Here is a 14110-nt window from a genome sequence, read left to right on the forward strand (position 1 = left end):
TGAATGTCCACCTCCCCCTCAAGTACCACCAGATTGTGCTCATAGTGGCTGCTCCGGTGCGGCGGGTAGTGGCATCCAGTGGGTAGCATATTCGTCTTGGAATCTTCCATCATGGAATATTGTGACGTCCACGCCAGCGTTAGAATGAGTTAGATAATATTCATCATCTTGTCTAGGAATCTGGTCACTGCACTTAATCCAACCTTCCGGTATCTCCGGAGAGTTCAACTGTGGGGTGGAAGATAGTGCCTTTCGCAAATCTTTTACCGGGACTGAATTACGATTAATAGGAACCAATTGTTCGGGGTAATTGTCGAGAACAGATAAAAACTCATTCACCGCATCAGCTAATTCATTAGGCTCAGCCCTCTTTGCAGCTAACGCGATTCGGGCTAGCTCCATTTGCTCGCTTCGAGTTAGTCCGTTCTCTAGTGGCTGACGAATAAATTCTTCAAGTCTCTCTACAGTGAAACTATTTAATTCTTTCATTGTTTATCTCCCAGCGCGCGCTCTATCGCTGCGACCCATTCATCGTCAGTAATACAAGAATTTCCCATCCATTTAGTTATTCCCCCATGGAAATACGGAGAACCACGAAGAATTAATTGCTTATGATTACTGTAACTTCTCAGCCCTTCGATTCTGACCATGCAATCACTACCTCTTCTCGGCCCTCTAATTCTTATTGCACAATCAGAATTTCTGGAGTCGACCAGAATCACATGACCGTGAGGGGCAGGAATAATCCAGGAGTCGGAACCGAAAACTACAAAGTGCTTTGTCTTACGCCGACCTTTAAATATTCGCTGAGGGATGATGCTGCCTTTTTTAAAGAACTCCGCGCGCGCTTTAAGATCTGAAATTGTCAAGTTACTCATTCACTCTCTCCCTTGATTCGAATACCGGCAGTGCGGAGGACAGCGGAACAGTCATCAATTGCGGCGTTATATCCGGCATTTTGATAATAATCTTCTGCTTGATATTCCGGCAGTTCTAACAAAATACTCTCACGACTGGCTTGCCAAGCTAGCCAAAATACTGTGTGATAATCATCAACATAGTTTTCACCGCATCGTTCTAAGCGACCAGTAATAGATATGGATGGAAGTCTATTTGCCCACGTCTCAAAATCTTCCCGCGATTTAGTTATGTCCATCATGATTTCCTTCCATCAGCATCAGATAAATAATCATCGCAGCACGAAGAGGTTTTCTATCAGTGATGCTCATGCCATTTTCGTGGTACGCCATCCATTGGGTTTTTCCATGAGGGATGATTGCGATTCGGTATTTGTTAATTAAGCGGAAAGAGTCTTCTGGGCGCTGAACTGGCATGTGACATGAATAGTTATAAGGCATATTTTTGAATTCAATGGCTGCCGCCGTTTCGTTTCTAGGGTGAGGAATAACTGTCTCTTTCGGGAGAGCGTAAGCTGTCACCAAAAGATTTAATTCCATGTCGCTGAGTTTTTTTGTAATCCATCATGATTTCCTCGAATTGATTTACAGCAGCACTTCTGCGTCACTGTCACGCTCATGTGATGCTAAATAGATATCCCACTCGCTGTAGTAAATTCCGTTGTATGTCACACCACACGAAAACTCATCTTGAATAAAATCGTCATAGATGGCTTGGAAGGTGTTTTCAGGTAACTTGCTTAGGAATTTAATGCGGAGGGCTTGCTCGTGGCGCTCTTGCTGCTCTATCTGATGTTTTATGAATTGACCTAAGGCGTTCATGCAGCCCTCTTCGATTCGTATGTGGCATACCACCAACCGTCATTTCCGTTTGTTAATGGCATGACTTTTTTTCCGCCAATCCCATCTAAAATTTCCTGATAGGCCGCCTTTGGGATTGAGAAGCTAGTCCCATCTCTCAGCTTTTTAGATAACCCTTCACCAACCCTTAACCTAAACGTTTTTGACTCGAAGCATATTTCAGCCTCAACAGAATCAAATTCACCTGCGACAGCACGGTTTACTTGGCACATACCTGTATCACGGACGGTCAGTTTAGGCTCGGCTAGCGGCCTTGATATTTCAGCCATAGATACAAAAGCCATTATGCAGCCCCTTTCAGTTCAAGCAGCGGCACGCCGCGACGTATCAGCTTGCATTGTTCAATATTGCCAATCAGAAACGGCTTTGGCTTTTTCTGGAATCCAGCCACCATGTTTTGAGCGTCATCCATCCCGATAAGCACCGGTAGATATTCGCTGGGGCCAATAAGCAATGCTGACCGGTACCGCTTTTCAAACTCTTTGGCACGGAACGGCGCTTCGTCTTCAAGCATCCCAGCAAAATCTATCCATCCGCCCATTTCGGTAATCACCGAGTGAATAAGCGGATCATCGAACACAACGCTGTCTCTGCGCCCATAACTGCAAACAGCTTTGTAGGCTTTCGACCACGCCAGTAGCGCCCTTCCGTCTTTACTGCCCTCGATATGCCGGATCAGGTCCGCTGGTTTCGGGAAGAATTGCCCGTTATCAGTGTCCCGTGTATGCCCCTGAAATGCCTTTTGAACTTCTGCATTTTCATAAATCTTCAGAGCATTCCAGTAAATCCCAACCATCACTTCGGAAATCTCACGCCCGTAAATCTCGCCAATCGCCGCCATGGACTGCGCAAACTTAGGCTTTTCTGTATCGTTCATCAGAATGGTGCTCCTGCGTCCTCGCTGCTTCCCACCCAGTTCTGTAGGTTCTGGATGTTTCTGGCAGTGACTGCTGAGTATTTGCCATCGGCGATAGCCTTGGCGTGTTCATTGCCTGACAAGTCACGAAGTCTCTCCACCTGAGCAGCGTCACGCAGGATAGTTTCGATTCCGTCATATCGTTTGTTTCCGGGGTTCTTGCCCATCAACCAAGAGTCATTCAGAGCGCCAGATATGGCTAAGAGCAAATCATCAACTGGGTAGCCTTCTGCCAGTCGAGCGCCAATCCGCTTTCTGCGTTTGTCATCCAGCTTGGAGGTTGGGTGGTTGTGGGTTTCTTTCCAGAACTCAAAAACGGTTTTAACACTATCGTCCCCCTTGGGGGATTTAGGGGGTTTAAGATCTTTATGTTTATTTGTCTTTGGAAGAATGTCTTTGGTGTTCCCTGTTTTCGGGGATACCTCTCCCTGAATTTGGGGATGGTTATCCCTGTTTTCAGGGATGGTTTGAATGGCCTTTTTGCTATCCCCGTTTTCAGGGATGGTTACCGTGATTGTTACTGCTTCAACCTCTCCACTCGGTTCGAATGCCAAAATGCATTTAGGACAATTTGGCTTCGTGTAAGCCCACTGGTTGAGATTGGTGTTAATACCCATGTAACGGGTCTGACCTATACGTCTAAGGCTTATGATGCGTCGGTTAGCGATTGATAGAACCGCCTCGGATACATGCTTTACTGTCAGATTAGTTTTGTCCGCTATCAGGCTGTTAGTTATCCGATCCTCTTTTTTCGACCATCCGTATGTAAGCCGGATGATTGCATTAAGAACGCGGAACTCACGACCAGATAACTCGACCTGACAAACAGCATCCTGTATCTGATTAGCCAAGCGCAGATAACCATTTTCGAGGTCTGCCACATGACCTCCCGATTGATCTGTTTGGATTTGCTTGCGTTGGAAGTCAACGCGCCTAACGACATTACTCATTTGGCCTCCATGCGCTCAAACTCAATTACCCATACCCATGGGTTAGCCTGCCAGCTCTCACCCTCTTTCTGTCCGTAGATTGAGTCCCAAAGTTCTGCAAATGCTTCACCCGCACTTTCATAGCCTTCATCGTCACCGCCAACAAAGAAAAATCTGTCTGCAGTGATTTCTACGTGACCACCACCCTCGTAACGGGTTTCAATAATTACTTCTTTGGCGGTGATTCCTTCAGCCATAGCATCCTGCTCACTGATATCCTGCAACCGCTCAACACGAACGCCAGTGATCATGAGGTTGATACGTGATGCCCAGCGCGGCATGTGGATGGATGGCGTCCATTTGATGGTTTCGCCCCAACCCTCTTCCAAGTCTTCCGTCTTGTGAGTTGCTCGGTAAGCTAACGTTGATTCAGTGCATAGCCCGGCAGCGAATGTCTCGCGCACCCATAACCGATCGCCGGGCTTACCGAGTGGGCATGAAACATCTATAAATCCAGCCTGAAATGCTGCGTTAACCTGCTGGCTAAGGTTAAATCCATCTTGCCAAGCACCAAGCTCTCGCAATCTCCGCTCGGTAACTTGAGGCTGAACCTTCATAATCCGGCGCGTCTGTGTCTTGCGACCACTGAGAATGGCGTTGACCATTTCGGAATTGAAAAGTATTGGCTTCTCGTTCATAATTACTCCTGTGAATTGATCCAGTTAAAAGTTCATAGTGAATTGCTCTGAAGCCTCTGTTCGCGCAGGGGCTTTTTGCTTTTGCGGGTTAATCAATAACCGCATCATTCGAAGTGTCGTTGCTATCTCCCTTGCTTCATTCCCTGCTATTGCCAGGATGTTTTCAGGCTTCTCAATCTCAGCAAACTCCAGCAGCCGGCAGAACTTGCTTAACATGCTGTCCTTGCCTGATATCCAGCGGCTTATCTGGCACCGGTCAACACCTACGTGCTTAGCGGCTTCCAGTTGGCCCTTGCTGCTGATGCCATTCATAACCTGTACTTCCAATTCAATTGCGTTAGTGCGTTTCTGTGCACGTTCCATTGCGTACTCTTCCCTTGTTAGATGTTGTTACGTGACAAAGCTGTGAGCTTGTCACTTTGGTAGTGTTATTTTTGCGCACCATTGACAGTCAACCTTGACCACGCCGGGCACCCGACCGTATACCGGGTCGTTCGGTTACTCAGTTGTTTGTTAAGCTGCCTTGGTTGCAGCTTGCATGTATCTTTGCGGGTAAAGAATTTGCATCTCAGTAATCATTCCGTCGTAAAAACGAGATAATTTTTCAGCCATCTCCAGAGAGGTAACTTGGGTGCCACGCTCAATTCGACTGAGATTTCCAACATCACACTGAACAGCCAGGGCTACTTCTGCGATTGTCAGTTTTTTCTCTACACGCATTTTCCTAAGAGGTGTATGCATATTACGCTCCTTTTAATTGCGCTATACGCATATTACTACGCAAATTTGATTTGCGCAATGCGCTTTGCGTGACGCGCTAATTGGTGAAAGAATTAGGTTATGGAAAACGATAAAAAACCCAAAGTCGACCCTACGGTTGGTCGTAACATTCGACACTTGCGGCTTAAAGCAGGTATGAACCTTTCCGAATTGGCTACTGAAATAGGTAGTGACGTCGGCAATATCTCTCGCCTTGAAAGAGGCTTGCAGGGATATAGCGACGAGATGATTAGAAAGATCGCCGATTTCCTAAAGCATCCAGTTTCTGATTTATTCAATCCTGATTTACCGTTCAAAAATGTTTCTGTTAACTCAGAAATTCAACCTGCCAGACTAAAAACGGTGGTGTGGGAGGATAGCGATCAGGATTCGGAGGAATTCGTGGAAATACCGCTACTAGACATTGATTTTTCAGCCGGTGATGGCTGTTATGAAATAGTAGAAAAAGAAGAGTTCGCTTTGGTTTTCCGCAGATATTACCTGCATAAGCTTGGAATTTCAGCAGCAGCCGCCAGACTGGTAAGGGTTTCTGGGAATAGCATGGAACCTAAATTATCAGATGGGGATGTGGTTGGTATTAATACTGACGACACCAGAATCAGAGATGGAAAGGCTTATGGAATAAGGCATGGGGATTTATTAAGAGTTAAATACCTAATTGACCAGCCGGATGGCGGCGTCGTGATTCGCTCGATGAATAGAGATGAATTCAAGGATGAGATTCTGACGAGAGAAGAAAAAAACCAACAGTTAACTATTTTAGGTAGGGTTTTCTGGTCGTCTTCCACCTGGTAATAAACACCACATCATCATAAACCGGCCTTGAGCCGGTTTTTTTGTGTCAAAAATCCATCATTTCCCCCTTCACGCATAAATTATAAAAAAATAATTATCCTTTAAAGTCATTAATTTGCGCAATTTGCGTGATTTATTAGTTATTATGCGCTTGACGCATTTGCGTAATGCGCATAAATTAAGTCCATCAACACGGCAGGACGCCAACTAAGCAACACGCACCGAAGTGAGCGATGTAATCACTTCCGGCCCCGAGAGGGATCGACCGCTAAGTGTTCTTTAAAGGAGAAGTGAATTTATACCCTGTCGCTGTCAGTTCGAGGCGGCAGTAATAAGTTCTCTAAACGAGAGGTGAGTATGAAGAATGAAATTCGCTGTCCGGTGTGTGGGTTGAACTTCAATCCAAGGATACCGCTTATGCACATCGAGAAGCACCACAAGGGCGCGAAAGATTGCGACCTAGCAAAGATAAGGGATGCTCGTCGAAAATGTTTCACGGAGCCTACAGCAAAGAAGTCTGGCGGTAAGACCTGCTTACCACAGGTAGCTAAGTTTGCAGCAGGCTTCCGTAAGTCAGAATCACTAACAGCGAGGTAGGTATGAAATTTCGCGTTTGGCATATCCCACAAGTACCAATGAAGCCGTTTCAGGTTGAAGTGGCAAGTGTCGAAGAGGGCGTACGTATGATGAATGCGCTGGCTGACTACGACCTTTTTCAATACGAGAACAACATCAAGCCGGACTACTGCAACATGAACGGCCTGCAAATGTGGGATGAAAGCCTTACTGAAGAAGACATGGCTGGCATGGAACTTACAGACAAGTGGGTTGACTGGTACAGCGATGAATATGAAGACCCTCGCGAGTATGTCGAGTCTCAGAATCGTACTGATAATTTAGAAGCCCACCACATAGTTAAGGGGTAAGAGAATGAGTCGACGGCTTGAAATATTGAAAGGGTCGCTGATAAAGAAAGAGACGCTGTTCGATGAAAAGCTTCAGCATCACTTCGATACTGTTGCCCAAGCCAACGGGCAGCCCCTCAATGACAAGCGCAATGGTCGGTCAACACTTGCTAAGTGGGATAAGCAAAGCGACTCGCTGAGAACGTTAGACAGCAGCATCAAAAAGACCAAAGAGGCCATCGAGCGCGAAGAGATAAAAATTGCGGTGGTTGAATCTGTAAAGCTTCCGAGCTACATCGAATCCGCTATCAACGATGGTTTGATAACTCAGTGGCGAAAGTTCCCGCGCTTCTTCTTCGTAACCGGCGTCTCTGGCGGTCGAATAGTTTTAGATGAAGAGACCGGCATGATTTCTCATCGATATTTAAACAGGGTAACAAAAGAAGAATATCCGATTTTTAGGGATGTTTTTAACAAACTAAACAGGCTGTCAAAAAGCTAAATCAGGTCACTTAGGTGGCCTTTTTTATTGGCTGGCAAATGAGGAATGAATGATGGTGGAAAAGTTAAAGCGGGATGGAAATGTGGCAGTTTTATATTCGCCGGGCTTTGGTGCTGGCTGGTCAACATGGAATGAGAATAATGATGAAGCGTTAATATTTTCTGTTGAATTGGTGAAAGCAGTTCTTGGCGAGATTGATAAAACACCTATTCAGGTGGCTAACGAACTTTTCCCTGAGGCTTATGACGGTGGAGTTGAACAGTTAAAAGTTGAATGGATACCTGAAGGATTAATGTTTGAAATTGAAGAGTACGACGGCTCAGAAAGCATTAACTATAAAGACCGTGGGGGCTGGGTAATAGCTTAGCTAAACCATCAAACCCCAGTGACCTTACCCCTGCCACTTAACCGGTGGCAGCAATAAGACCACTAGATGAGGTGATGCATGGAAATCGAGATTACTGTAACGCAGCGTGAGCTTGATAATTATTTTGACGGAGAAGTTAACGACCTTAAGCAGCGTGTTGTTGATGATTTAGATGAGGCCCGAGATTACCCCGGCTTCAATGTCACTGTTAATTTAATTCCTGAAGCAATGATTAAGGCGAGAGGGTGAGATATGAAGCACTACTACATGGTTTTGGATTCGAGAGCGCAAGTTGATAGCGATAGCGCTGTTGTTCTTGAGTGCCTTGGTAATCATCGTCCATCAATGAAAAGCTTGAGTAAAGACTGGGGGCAGCAAGGCGCTGTGCTCGTGAAATATAACCAATCTGGCAATGAGTTAACGAACGAAGAAATAGTCGCCGTTATACCTTAACCCTCCCCACCCCCACCAATCCCCAGAGGATATGCCAATGGAGACTGTAAGCGCGGTTGAATTCAGTATGTTCATCGCAGAATATAAAAGGCCAATAAATATTGATTGCTGCCAGATGGGGGCAACACCAATATTTAATTATCATGACAAAACACTAGGAAGATTGTCATATAACCAGCGCATCGCTTCGATGAAAAAAATTTATGACCATAAATATCAAGATACTGGTGAATTTGAATATCGTATCAATACGGAAGTAAAAGCTCTTTACTCTAAAACTGGATCACCAGTAAAGATTAAAACCGTTGAAATTATAGCCATGAATGGCTCGTTAATTTTAATGAAAAGAGTATCAGGAAAACTTGAAGCAAGAAAAGTAGCAGCAGAATACAACGCCAAAACTTACAACTTCTAAGAAAACCAAATAATCAATCCCCAGAGTAAATAACTGACAACTGTCGGTGTTTTGCTGTGGGACAAACACAAGGAAATGAGCATGAGTGATGAAAAAAAGGAACTGGCGCTCGTCACCTTGCCAGCCGAAAAAGTAGATTTGGAAGTTGCATTACTGAATGACAAGTTCATCGATGAGTTGATTGATAACGTTCGTAAGACTGCGGGTTCAGTGGTTGGTGACCTGAAGACAACAAAAGGTCGCGGCGTTTACATCACGATGGCTGACCAGGTACGCAAATCGAAAACAGCATTTGAGGTTCGCGCTAAAGAGTTGGTTGCTGAACTAAAAGCGCGCCCTGCCCTGATAGACGCCAATCGCAAAAAGTTTCGTGATGAGATGGATAAAATTGCAGTTGAAATAAGAAAACCAGTCACTGAATACGAGGCTGAACAGGAACGGCTAAAACAGGTAGAAGAAGCCAAGAAGAAAGCTGAGCAGTTGGCGGCAGAAATTGAAGTGGCCCATGAGATGGCCCTGCTGATGAATGACGCTTTCGACCGTGATGCCAAAGCGAAAGCTGATGAAGTTGAACGCTTACAGAAAGAGCGTGACGACCGGATTGCAGCAGAGGCTGCCGCCAAGGTTAAGCGGGATGCTGACCTAGCGGCACAACAAGAGCGTGAGGCATCAGCGCGGCGCGAGGCTGAGTTGAAGTTTCAGGCAGAACAAGCAGAGCGTGACCGCATTGCATTGGTTCTTAAGGCTGAGCAAGACAAGAAAGATGCAATCGCCAAGGCTGAGCGCGAGAAGCAGGAAGCTATCGCAGCCGAGCAACTTAAAGCACAGGAAACCGCTGACCGTATCCAACGTGAAGCCAAGCAGAAAGAAGATGCTCGGTTAGCTGAAGAGAAGCGTGTTGCTGATGAAGCGGCAAGAAAAGCGGCAGACAAAGCCCACCAAGCCGAAGTTAACAATGCAGCCATTGCCGTACTAACCAAAGCCGGAATTGACACTGAGTGCGCCAAGGCGTGCGTTATCGCCATCATCAAGAATCAAGTTGCCCAATCGTTTTTAAACCAGCAACCACCTATCCAAATTAACTACTAATCAAAAGGTATCCCTATGCAATACGCCATTGCAGGGTATCCCGCATCGGGATGCTCTGAGACTTTGCTCGACCGTATATTCCGCAACGCTAAGAACGCAGCTAAGCGGCTTATTGAGATATTAAACCAGAGAGGTGAGCCATGAGTTACTCGATAAGACTTCTTCAGGCGCTAGCTCGCGAATCTGTTCGTTTGCACGATACCCAATTGTGGGATGTGGCTTGCGGACTCGCAAACGCAGAGAGGGCATCGCAATGACAGAGGGTCAATTCAAAGAGCTGATCATAACAAGACGTGAGTCGTTGAAGAGTATGGATACTCTGGCCTTTGTTAAAAATGAATTGGAGTGCGGTCGTGTGTCGGCTGAGCAACTGGCAATCATTGCACTGGACGCAATGGGGATTAAAGGCGAATTGGTTGAGCAAGTAAGGGAATCGGCAGCCAAAAAGCGTAAATCATTTATGGAGGTGATTTGTGGGTACCGCAACATTAATCCTTGGTGAATCTGGTACAGGGAAGTCTACCAGCTTGCGCAATCTAAACCCTGATGATTGCCTGCTTATTCAAGTCGTAAGGAAGCGGCTACCGTTCAAATCAACCAACTGGCAGCCATGGGATGGCGTGAAAAAAACAGGGAGTGTTGTTGCGACGCATGATTGGTCGCTGATTAAGGCTGTCATTAATGGCGCGACAAAATACGGGAAGAAAATAGTCATCATTGATGACTTCCAGTATGTGATGTGCACCGAGTTCATGGAGACAGTGAACGACAAGGGATTTGATAAGTTCGCAAAAATGGGACTTCACATGTGGGAAATAATCAAAGCGGCACAGGACGCGCCGGATGACCTGAGAATTTACTTCATGGCCCACACCGAGGAAACAAACCTTGGTCGAGTAAAAATGAAAACCATCGGCAAGATGCTGGATGAAAAAGTAACGGTCGAGGGAATGTTTACCATCGTTCTGAGAACCACTGTTCACGATGGGCAATACTTTTTCACCACTCAAAACAACGGTTACGACACCGTTAAGTCACCGATGGGCCTCTTCGAAACCAACGAAATTGAAAATGACCTTCTGACTGTAGATCGGGATATTTGCGATTACTACGGCATCAATAATGTTCACCAAATTAAAGGAAACGCAGCATGAGCAATGTAACTTTCGTCTATGACCAGGATTCAGGTTTATCAGCAGGATTAAGCGGTTTCATCAATGAGTCTGGGGCTTATATCTTCACCATCTCAGAAGCTAAATATGTGATCAGTTCTGGCGGTGCTAAATCAATTGAGTTCTCCGTGGAAACTGATGATGGGCGCAAGGCCAACTATCTGAATGTTTACACCGTCAAGAAAGACGGAAGCCCCAATACGCATGGCGTAAACATGATAAATGCCATGATGGGCTGCTCTGGCGTTAAGCAACTCACCATCATTAAAAATGAGGCTGGTGTTGATGTGGCCCCTGAGTTTGTAGGCCGCAAGTTGGGTCTGGTACTGCAAAAAACTCTGAAAACAAAAGACGATGGCCGTGAGACTTATAACTTTGATATTCGCATCCCATTTCTGGCACAAAGCCAAAGAACGCTGCAAGAGCATGTAACTAACGCCCCTGCCGAAACAATAGCGAAGATGCTCACCACCCTGAAGGACAAGGATGAGCGTAAGCAAGCAAGCGGTACTCCAACTCACTCAGGAAATTATCAGGGTGATGATCAATTCTTTGCCGAAGACCCGCGCTTCTAACTGATAATCAGGTAACCACCATGCAGCCAGAACAAATACTGGCCTGCCTCCGCTCCCATCCAGATGCATATATAACCTCATTCCACCGGTCAATTGGCAGCGTGGGGCATGGTCGCTTGTCTGGTGGCGCAACTGGCGGGTGTACGTTGAATTATAAAGACTCATTCTACAAAGGCTTGGGTGAGGGGTTCGAGACGGTATCAATACACATCGGCCTAACGTATGTGAGAAACATGCGCCACCTGCTCACGGAAGAGCAATGGGAAGTTAAAGGGATATCAGCAAAAGGGACGATATACCGGCTCAAGCCAGAGTTTATGCCAGCCAACCCTACCCCGCTCTGCTCAACTCAGGAAGAGTTGTTAGCGCGGCGGCAAGAATGCCTGCGGCTGCTTTCGGCAGCCTAATCCCCCACCCCATTACCGGCAGTCAATCTGCTGAGGAAATAGTTATGTCTGAAAATACTGATTATGAAGCGTTAAAAGCTGAGCGCGATTCAGCACTCAATACTTGTTCACTGATTACTGAAGCTCTGGGTATTACCGGCGCGGTAGCAGGTGAAACTATTGCCAGGGTGCAACAGTTGGTTGGCGAGAATGCGGCGCTTACCGATAAAGCCGCCAGTGAGTTATCCAACGCTTGGTTGTTGCATCGCACCGTGATGGGTACGCAAGCGGCTCTTTTCTGCATTACTCAAGGCAATTTAAGTCAAGCAAGGGAATGGCTTGAGGGTACTACTGACGAGGCTCAGTTGGAAATTCCAGACGGAATGGAGGTGAATGGCTTGCAAGGCTGGTTTGATGAAAACATGGCTGGTCATATAACTCACGCCCAAGCATTAGAAATAATCAAAGCTGAAATGAGCGCCACCACTCAGGCTCTTAACGAGACAAAGGCTCAGGGTGTTGATGAATTGGCGGAAGCATTTAAATCGTGGGCAGATGACAGTGATGGTGATTACGAGGCCGAACGGCATTGGGCTGTAGCTAGCAAAGAAGCATTGAGTTTCGCCGCCAGCCTGAGGGGTGAACAGAATGCCTGATAAAATCCAATATATCTGCCGAACTGAGGGGTGGGTATTCCCTGATAATGCAGAAGATATTGACCCAGCATATAGCAGTGATGGTGGTTACGAGTTTTTAGCCGGGATCGCCGCCGAAGATTTCTGGGAGCGCTTCGATGGCTGGGAATCAAACTGGCCACTCAGCTTTGAGATTTTCATTGATGGGGTTAGCGTTGGGCATTTCTCTGTAGATATGGAACAACAACCTACATTTTCAGCGACAAAAATTGCAGGAGTAGCAGTTGATGAATAAAACCATCCTCGACATGTGCTGCGGCTCCCGTATGTTCTGGTTTGACCGTGCCGATCCGCGCGCTGTATTCGTCGATATTCGTGTCGAGAGCCACATCCTATGTGATGGACGGAAACTGGAGATAGCACCAGACCTGGTTGCTGATTTTCGCCAGTTGCCATTTGCGGATAATACTTTCCAGATCGTCGTATTCGACCCGCCTCACCTTACCCATTGTGGGCCAGAGGGTTGGCAGGGTAAGAAATACGGCATCCTCAGTAAGTCATGGAAAGACGACCTGAACAAAGGCTTTGCTGAGGCGTTCCGCGTACTTCGGGCCGGTGGGGTGCTGATATTCAAATGGAATGAAGTACACATCCCTACCCGAGACATTATCAAGCTGTCGCCAGTACCGCCCATATTTGGGCACCCATCAGGTAAACGGGCCAATACCAACTGGGTATGCTTTCAAAAACCAGGTGAAGATTTGATAGCTCAACTGGCAGCAGCAGAAGCACAGATAAAAGATATGAAAGAGGTTCTGTACGGGATTCATAACACAGCTATCGACCCCTGCGGTTCACGAGCTGGAATAGCAATTGCTGCAAAGCGAGCAGTACAGGGAGATGCGTATGCCGAGTAAAAATAAGCGGGAATATCCAACGGAGATAACTGACGAGCAACTCCGGTACCTGATTACCGCCTTCGAAAATAATATGGCGGAGTTTTACCCGGTTGGTCGCGAGGCAGAGATAGCACGACAACTGCTATCACTGCGTGAGCAACTTGCAGAGTTGAAAGCGTTGCCGCCTGTGGCGTGGCGGCACGATACGGATGTTGTTTCCAACAGATTGATAACGGTTAGCGAGGTGAACATGCAGTCATGGATTGATAAGGGCTATGACGTAACGCCGCTATTCACAGCATCCAAGCCAGCGGAGGATAAATGCTAATCGGCTTTGTTCTTCTCGTCAGCTCCTGCGGCTTTGATGCCTGTGATGCCCTACCCGTTACCGAAGATATCTACCCTACCCAATCTGAATGCCAAGCCGTATCAACGCTGATTAAAGAGCGCAGGCCCGACGCAGTGCTCATGTGCAGCGAAGTGTATCGCTAACTCGTTTTAACCCCACCACGGAACGACAGAAACGGATTTCACTATCTGGAGTGTCCCTATGGCTATTTCAATGCTCCCAGTCGAGCGTAAGTTCCCGCTGCCCGCTGAATTGACGGGCCGAATCAATGACCTCATTCAAGAATATAACGGTGAAATAGGCGTCAGCGAGGTGCTTGGCGTGCTGGAAATCGTCAAGTTTGGATTGCTGAACCAGCAAACAAATGAGGTGGCGTAATGTGCGATGAAATTGACAAGGCCCAAGAGCTTGAATCTCTGAATGTAGAAATCGGTATCGCTAACCGCAAGCCAACAATGACATTTACC

General features: G+C 46.6%; 29 protein-coding genes. 18 read left to right on the forward strand and 11 right to left on the reverse strand.

The annotated features are described in order from the left end of the window. Nucleotides 1-39: 39 nt before the first annotated feature. The 11 genes from FFE93_RS16120 to FFE93_RS16170 form a co-directional block, all read right to left on the reverse strand. A complete protein-coding gene (locus FFE93_RS16120; protein WP_138775544.1) occupies nt 40-489 on the reverse strand; it encodes a DUF551 domain-containing protein in 450 nt (149 codons plus the stop codon). Further along, nucleotides 486-878 (reverse strand): hypothetical protein, encoded by a 393-nt coding sequence (locus FFE93_RS16125; protein WP_138775546.1) that lies wholly within the window; start codon nt 876-878, stop codon nt 486-488. The genes FFE93_RS16120 and FFE93_RS16125 overlap by 4 nt, the downstream gene beginning before the upstream one ends. Beyond that, nucleotides 875-1159: a hypothetical protein gene (locus FFE93_RS16130; RefSeq protein ID WP_138775549.1), complete on the reverse strand. Its 285-nt coding sequence runs from the start codon at nt 1157-1159 to the stop codon at nt 875-877. Before FFE93_RS16130 ends, FFE93_RS16125 begins: the two co-directional genes overlap by 4 nt. Beyond that, a complete protein-coding gene (locus FFE93_RS16135) occupies nt 1143-1457 on the reverse strand; it encodes a phage protein NinX family protein (RefSeq protein ID WP_138775551.1) in 315 nt (104 codons plus the stop codon). The genes FFE93_RS16130 and FFE93_RS16135 overlap by 17 nt, the downstream gene beginning before the upstream one ends. A 45-nt stretch (nt 1458-1502) precedes the next feature. Continuing rightward, nucleotides 1503-1739 (reverse strand): hypothetical protein, encoded by a 237-nt coding sequence (locus tag FFE93_RS16140; RefSeq protein WP_138775553.1) that lies wholly within the window; start codon nt 1737-1739, stop codon nt 1503-1505. Next, entirely contained in the window at nt 1736-2062 is a 327-nt protein-coding gene (locus tag FFE93_RS16145) for a hypothetical protein (RefSeq protein ID WP_138775555.1), read from the reverse strand. The genes FFE93_RS16140 and FFE93_RS16145 overlap by 4 nt, the downstream gene beginning before the upstream one ends. Beyond that, a complete protein-coding gene (locus FFE93_RS16150) occupies nt 2062-2655 on the reverse strand; it encodes a DUF6475 domain-containing protein (RefSeq protein ID WP_046051406.1) in 594 nt (197 codons plus the stop codon). The genes FFE93_RS16145 and FFE93_RS16150 overlap by 1 nt, the downstream gene beginning before the upstream one ends. After that, complete coding sequence (locus FFE93_RS21975; RefSeq protein WP_261369018.1) at nt 2655-3644, reverse strand: replication protein; 990 nt, start codon at nt 3642-3644, stop codon at nt 2655-2657. Before FFE93_RS21975 ends, FFE93_RS16150 begins: the two co-directional genes overlap by 1 nt. Further along, nucleotides 3641-4321, reverse strand: a complete 681-nt coding sequence (locus tag FFE93_RS16160; protein ID WP_138775557.1) for a hypothetical protein — start codon at nt 4319-4321, stop codon at nt 3641-3643. Before FFE93_RS16160 ends, FFE93_RS21975 begins: the two co-directional genes overlap by 4 nt. 24 nt (nt 4322-4345) lie before the next feature. After that, complete coding sequence (locus tag FFE93_RS16165) at nt 4346-4684, reverse strand: CII family transcriptional regulator (protein WP_138775559.1); 339 nt, start codon at nt 4682-4684, stop codon at nt 4346-4348. Nucleotides 4685-4834: 150 nt separating this feature from the next. Then, on the reverse strand, nt 4835-5062 hold the full coding sequence (locus FFE93_RS16170; RefSeq protein ID WP_050130533.1) for a helix-turn-helix domain-containing protein: 228 nt from the start codon (nt 5060-5062) through the stop codon (nt 4835-4837). A gap of 99 nt (nt 5063-5161) precedes the next feature. Here FFE93_RS16170 and FFE93_RS16175 point away from each other — a divergent pair, with 99 nt between their 5' ends. The 18 genes from FFE93_RS16175 to FFE93_RS21585 all read left to right on the forward strand — a co-directional run bounded on the left by FFE93_RS16175 (nt 5162) and on the right by FFE93_RS21585 (nt 14021). Continuing rightward, nucleotides 5162-5896 (forward strand): XRE family transcriptional regulator, encoded by a 735-nt coding sequence (locus FFE93_RS16175; protein ID WP_050130532.1) that lies wholly within the window; start codon nt 5162-5164, stop codon nt 5894-5896. Between the two features lie 599 nt (nt 5897-6495). Continuing rightward, nucleotides 6496-6822: a superinfection exclusion protein gene (locus FFE93_RS16180; RefSeq protein WP_138775561.1), complete on the forward strand. Its 327-nt coding sequence runs from the start codon at nt 6496-6498 to the stop codon at nt 6820-6822. 4 nt (nt 6823-6826) lie between these two features. Continuing rightward, nucleotides 6827-7303: a hypothetical protein gene (locus FFE93_RS16185; RefSeq protein WP_138775563.1), complete on the forward strand. Its 477-nt coding sequence runs from the start codon at nt 6827-6829 to the stop codon at nt 7301-7303. A gap of 49 nt (nt 7304-7352) precedes the next feature. After that, entirely contained in the window at nt 7353-7670 is a 318-nt protein-coding gene (locus tag FFE93_RS16190; RefSeq protein WP_138775565.1) for a hypothetical protein, read from the forward strand. A 78-nt stretch (nt 7671-7748) separates the two neighbouring features. Continuing rightward, nucleotides 7749-7919, forward strand: a complete 171-nt coding sequence (locus FFE93_RS21575; protein WP_155413448.1) for a hypothetical protein — start codon at nt 7749-7751, stop codon at nt 7917-7919. Nucleotides 7920-7922: 3 nt separating this feature from the next. Then, nucleotides 7923-8123: a hypothetical protein gene (locus FFE93_RS16195; protein ID WP_049602130.1), complete on the forward strand. Its 201-nt coding sequence runs from the start codon at nt 7923-7925 to the stop codon at nt 8121-8123. Nucleotides 8124-8160: 37 nt separating this feature from the next. Continuing rightward, nucleotides 8161-8538, forward strand: a complete 378-nt coding sequence (locus tag FFE93_RS16200) for a hypothetical protein (RefSeq protein WP_049602126.1) — start codon at nt 8161-8163, stop codon at nt 8536-8538. An 81-nt stretch (nt 8539-8619) separates the two neighbouring features. After that, complete coding sequence (locus FFE93_RS16205; RefSeq protein WP_138775567.1) at nt 8620-9627, forward strand: hypothetical protein; 1008 nt, start codon at nt 8620-8622, stop codon at nt 9625-9627. Between the two features lie 15 nt (nt 9628-9642). Next, entirely contained in the window at nt 9643-9771 is a 129-nt protein-coding gene (locus FFE93_RS16210; protein ID WP_138775569.1) for a protease FtsH-inhibitory lysogeny factor CIII, read from the forward strand. A 109-nt stretch (nt 9772-9880) separates the two neighbouring features. After that, nucleotides 9881-10129, forward strand: a complete 249-nt coding sequence (locus tag FFE93_RS16215) for a hypothetical protein (protein WP_138775571.1) — start codon at nt 9881-9883, stop codon at nt 10127-10129. Next, a complete protein-coding gene (locus FFE93_RS16220) occupies nt 10101-10781 on the forward strand; it encodes an AAA family ATPase (protein ID WP_138775573.1) in 681 nt (226 codons plus the stop codon). Before FFE93_RS16215 ends, FFE93_RS16220 begins: the two co-directional genes overlap by 29 nt. Beyond that, nucleotides 10778-11374, forward strand: coding sequence for a DUF669 domain-containing protein (locus FFE93_RS16225; protein ID WP_138775575.1), 597 nt, complete (start codon nt 10778-10780; stop codon nt 11372-11374). The genes FFE93_RS16220 and FFE93_RS16225 overlap by 4 nt, the downstream gene beginning before the upstream one ends. Before the next feature lie 233 nt (nt 11375-11607). Further along, the gene (locus tag FFE93_RS21580) at nt 11608-11781 is read left to right on the forward strand and encodes a hypothetical protein (protein WP_186367664.1); all 174 of its coding nucleotides are present in this window, start codon (nt 11608-11610) and stop codon (nt 11779-11781) included. A gap of 44 nt (nt 11782-11825) precedes the next feature. Further along, nucleotides 11826-12416, forward strand: a complete 591-nt coding sequence (locus tag FFE93_RS16230; protein WP_138775577.1) for a hypothetical protein — start codon at nt 11826-11828, stop codon at nt 12414-12416. Continuing rightward, nucleotides 12409-12690: a hypothetical protein gene (locus FFE93_RS16235; RefSeq protein ID WP_138774961.1), complete on the forward strand. Its 282-nt coding sequence runs from the start codon at nt 12409-12411 to the stop codon at nt 12688-12690. Before FFE93_RS16230 ends, FFE93_RS16235 begins: the two co-directional genes overlap by 8 nt. Continuing rightward, on the forward strand, nt 12683-13312 hold the full coding sequence (locus tag FFE93_RS16240; RefSeq protein WP_138774960.1) for a class I SAM-dependent methyltransferase: 630 nt from the start codon (nt 12683-12685) through the stop codon (nt 13310-13312). Before FFE93_RS16235 ends, FFE93_RS16240 begins: the two co-directional genes overlap by 8 nt. After that, nucleotides 13302-13622, forward strand: coding sequence for a hypothetical protein (locus FFE93_RS21795; protein WP_261369019.1), 321 nt, complete (start codon nt 13302-13304; stop codon nt 13620-13622). Before FFE93_RS16240 ends, FFE93_RS21795 begins: the two co-directional genes overlap by 11 nt. 222 nt (nt 13623-13844) lie before the next feature. After that, nucleotides 13845-14021, forward strand: a complete 177-nt coding sequence (locus tag FFE93_RS21585) for a hypothetical protein (protein ID WP_186367665.1) — start codon at nt 13845-13847, stop codon at nt 14019-14021. Nucleotides 14022-14110: the final 89 nt, after the last annotated feature.

Origin of the sequence: Yersinia sp. KBS0713, assembly GCF_005937895.2 — a bacterium.
Lineage (GTDB): Bacteria > Pseudomonadota > Gammaproteobacteria > Enterobacterales > Enterobacteriaceae > Yersinia > Yersinia bercovieri.

What these genes read in the sequence shown, in the direction of transcription:
- FFE93_RS16120 (WP_138775544.1), bottom strand. Translation starts at nt 489, where the DNA reads ATGAAAGAATTAAATAGTTTCACTGTAGAGAGACTTGAAGAATTTATT.
- FFE93_RS16125 (WP_138775546.1), bottom strand. Translation starts at nt 878, where the DNA reads ATGAGTAACTTGACAATTTCAGATCTTAAAGCGCGCGCGGAGTTCTTT.
- FFE93_RS16130 (WP_138775549.1), bottom strand. Translation starts at nt 1,159, where the DNA reads ATGATGGACATAACTAAATCGCGGGAAGATTTTGAGACGTGGGCAAAT.
- FFE93_RS16135 (WP_138775551.1), bottom strand. Translation starts at nt 1,457, where the DNA reads ATGGAATTAAATCTTTTGGTGACAGCTTACGCTCTCCCGAAAGAGACA.
- FFE93_RS16140 (WP_138775553.1), bottom strand. Translation starts at nt 1,739, where the DNA reads ATGAACGCCTTAGGTCAATTCATAAAACATCAGATAGAGCAGCAAGAG.
- FFE93_RS16145 (WP_138775555.1), bottom strand. Translation starts at nt 2,062, where the DNA reads ATGGCTTTTGTATCTATGGCTGAAATATCAAGGCCGCTAGCCGAGCCT.
- FFE93_RS16150 (WP_046051406.1), bottom strand. Translation starts at nt 2,655, where the DNA reads ATGAACGATACAGAAAAGCCTAAGTTTGCGCAGTCCATGGCGGCGATT.
- FFE93_RS21975 (WP_261369018.1), bottom strand. Translation starts at nt 3,644, where the DNA reads ATGAGTAATGTCGTTAGGCGCGTTGACTTCCAACGCAAGCAAATCCAA.
- FFE93_RS16160 (WP_138775557.1), bottom strand. Translation starts at nt 4,321, where the DNA reads ATGAACGAGAAGCCAATACTTTTCAATTCCGAAATGGTCAACGCCATT.
- FFE93_RS16165 (WP_138775559.1), bottom strand. Translation starts at nt 4,684, where the DNA reads ATGGAACGTGCACAGAAACGCACTAACGCAATTGAATTGGAAGTACAG.
- FFE93_RS16170 (WP_050130533.1), bottom strand. Translation starts at nt 5,062, where the DNA reads ATGCATACACCTCTTAGGAAAATGCGTGTAGAGAAAAAACTGACAATC.
- FFE93_RS16175 (WP_050130532.1), top strand. Translation starts at nt 5,162, where the DNA reads ATGGAAAACGATAAAAAACCCAAAGTCGACCCTACGGTTGGTCGTAAC.
- FFE93_RS16180 (WP_138775561.1), top strand. Translation starts at nt 6,496, where the DNA reads ATGAAATTTCGCGTTTGGCATATCCCACAAGTACCAATGAAGCCGTTT.
- FFE93_RS16185 (WP_138775563.1), top strand. Translation starts at nt 6,827, where the DNA reads ATGAGTCGACGGCTTGAAATATTGAAAGGGTCGCTGATAAAGAAAGAG.
- FFE93_RS16190 (WP_138775565.1), top strand. Translation starts at nt 7,353, where the DNA reads ATGATGGTGGAAAAGTTAAAGCGGGATGGAAATGTGGCAGTTTTATAT.
- FFE93_RS21575 (WP_155413448.1), top strand. Translation starts at nt 7,749, where the DNA reads ATGGAAATCGAGATTACTGTAACGCAGCGTGAGCTTGATAATTATTTT.
- FFE93_RS16195 (WP_049602130.1), top strand. Translation starts at nt 7,923, where the DNA reads ATGAAGCACTACTACATGGTTTTGGATTCGAGAGCGCAAGTTGATAGC.
- FFE93_RS16200 (WP_049602126.1), top strand. Translation starts at nt 8,161, where the DNA reads ATGGAGACTGTAAGCGCGGTTGAATTCAGTATGTTCATCGCAGAATAT.
- FFE93_RS16205 (WP_138775567.1), top strand. Translation starts at nt 8,620, where the DNA reads ATGAGTGATGAAAAAAAGGAACTGGCGCTCGTCACCTTGCCAGCCGAA.
- FFE93_RS16210 (WP_138775569.1), top strand. Translation starts at nt 9,643, where the DNA reads ATGCAATACGCCATTGCAGGGTATCCCGCATCGGGATGCTCTGAGACT.
- FFE93_RS16215 (WP_138775571.1), top strand. Translation starts at nt 9,881, where the DNA reads ATGACAGAGGGTCAATTCAAAGAGCTGATCATAACAAGACGTGAGTCG.
- FFE93_RS16225 (WP_138775575.1), top strand. Translation starts at nt 10,778, where the DNA reads ATGAGCAATGTAACTTTCGTCTATGACCAGGATTCAGGTTTATCAGCA.
- FFE93_RS21580 (WP_186367664.1), top strand. Translation starts at nt 11,608, where the DNA reads ATGCGCCACCTGCTCACGGAAGAGCAATGGGAAGTTAAAGGGATATCA.
- FFE93_RS16230 (WP_138775577.1), top strand. Translation starts at nt 11,826, where the DNA reads ATGTCTGAAAATACTGATTATGAAGCGTTAAAAGCTGAGCGCGATTCA.
- FFE93_RS16235 (WP_138774961.1), top strand. Translation starts at nt 12,409, where the DNA reads ATGCCTGATAAAATCCAATATATCTGCCGAACTGAGGGGTGGGTATTC.
- FFE93_RS16240 (WP_138774960.1), top strand. Translation starts at nt 12,683, where the DNA reads ATGAATAAAACCATCCTCGACATGTGCTGCGGCTCCCGTATGTTCTGG.
- FFE93_RS21795 (WP_261369019.1), top strand. Translation starts at nt 13,302, where the DNA reads ATGCCGAGTAAAAATAAGCGGGAATATCCAACGGAGATAACTGACGAG.
- FFE93_RS21585 (WP_186367665.1), top strand. Translation starts at nt 13,845, where the DNA reads ATGGCTATTTCAATGCTCCCAGTCGAGCGTAAGTTCCCGCTGCCCGCT.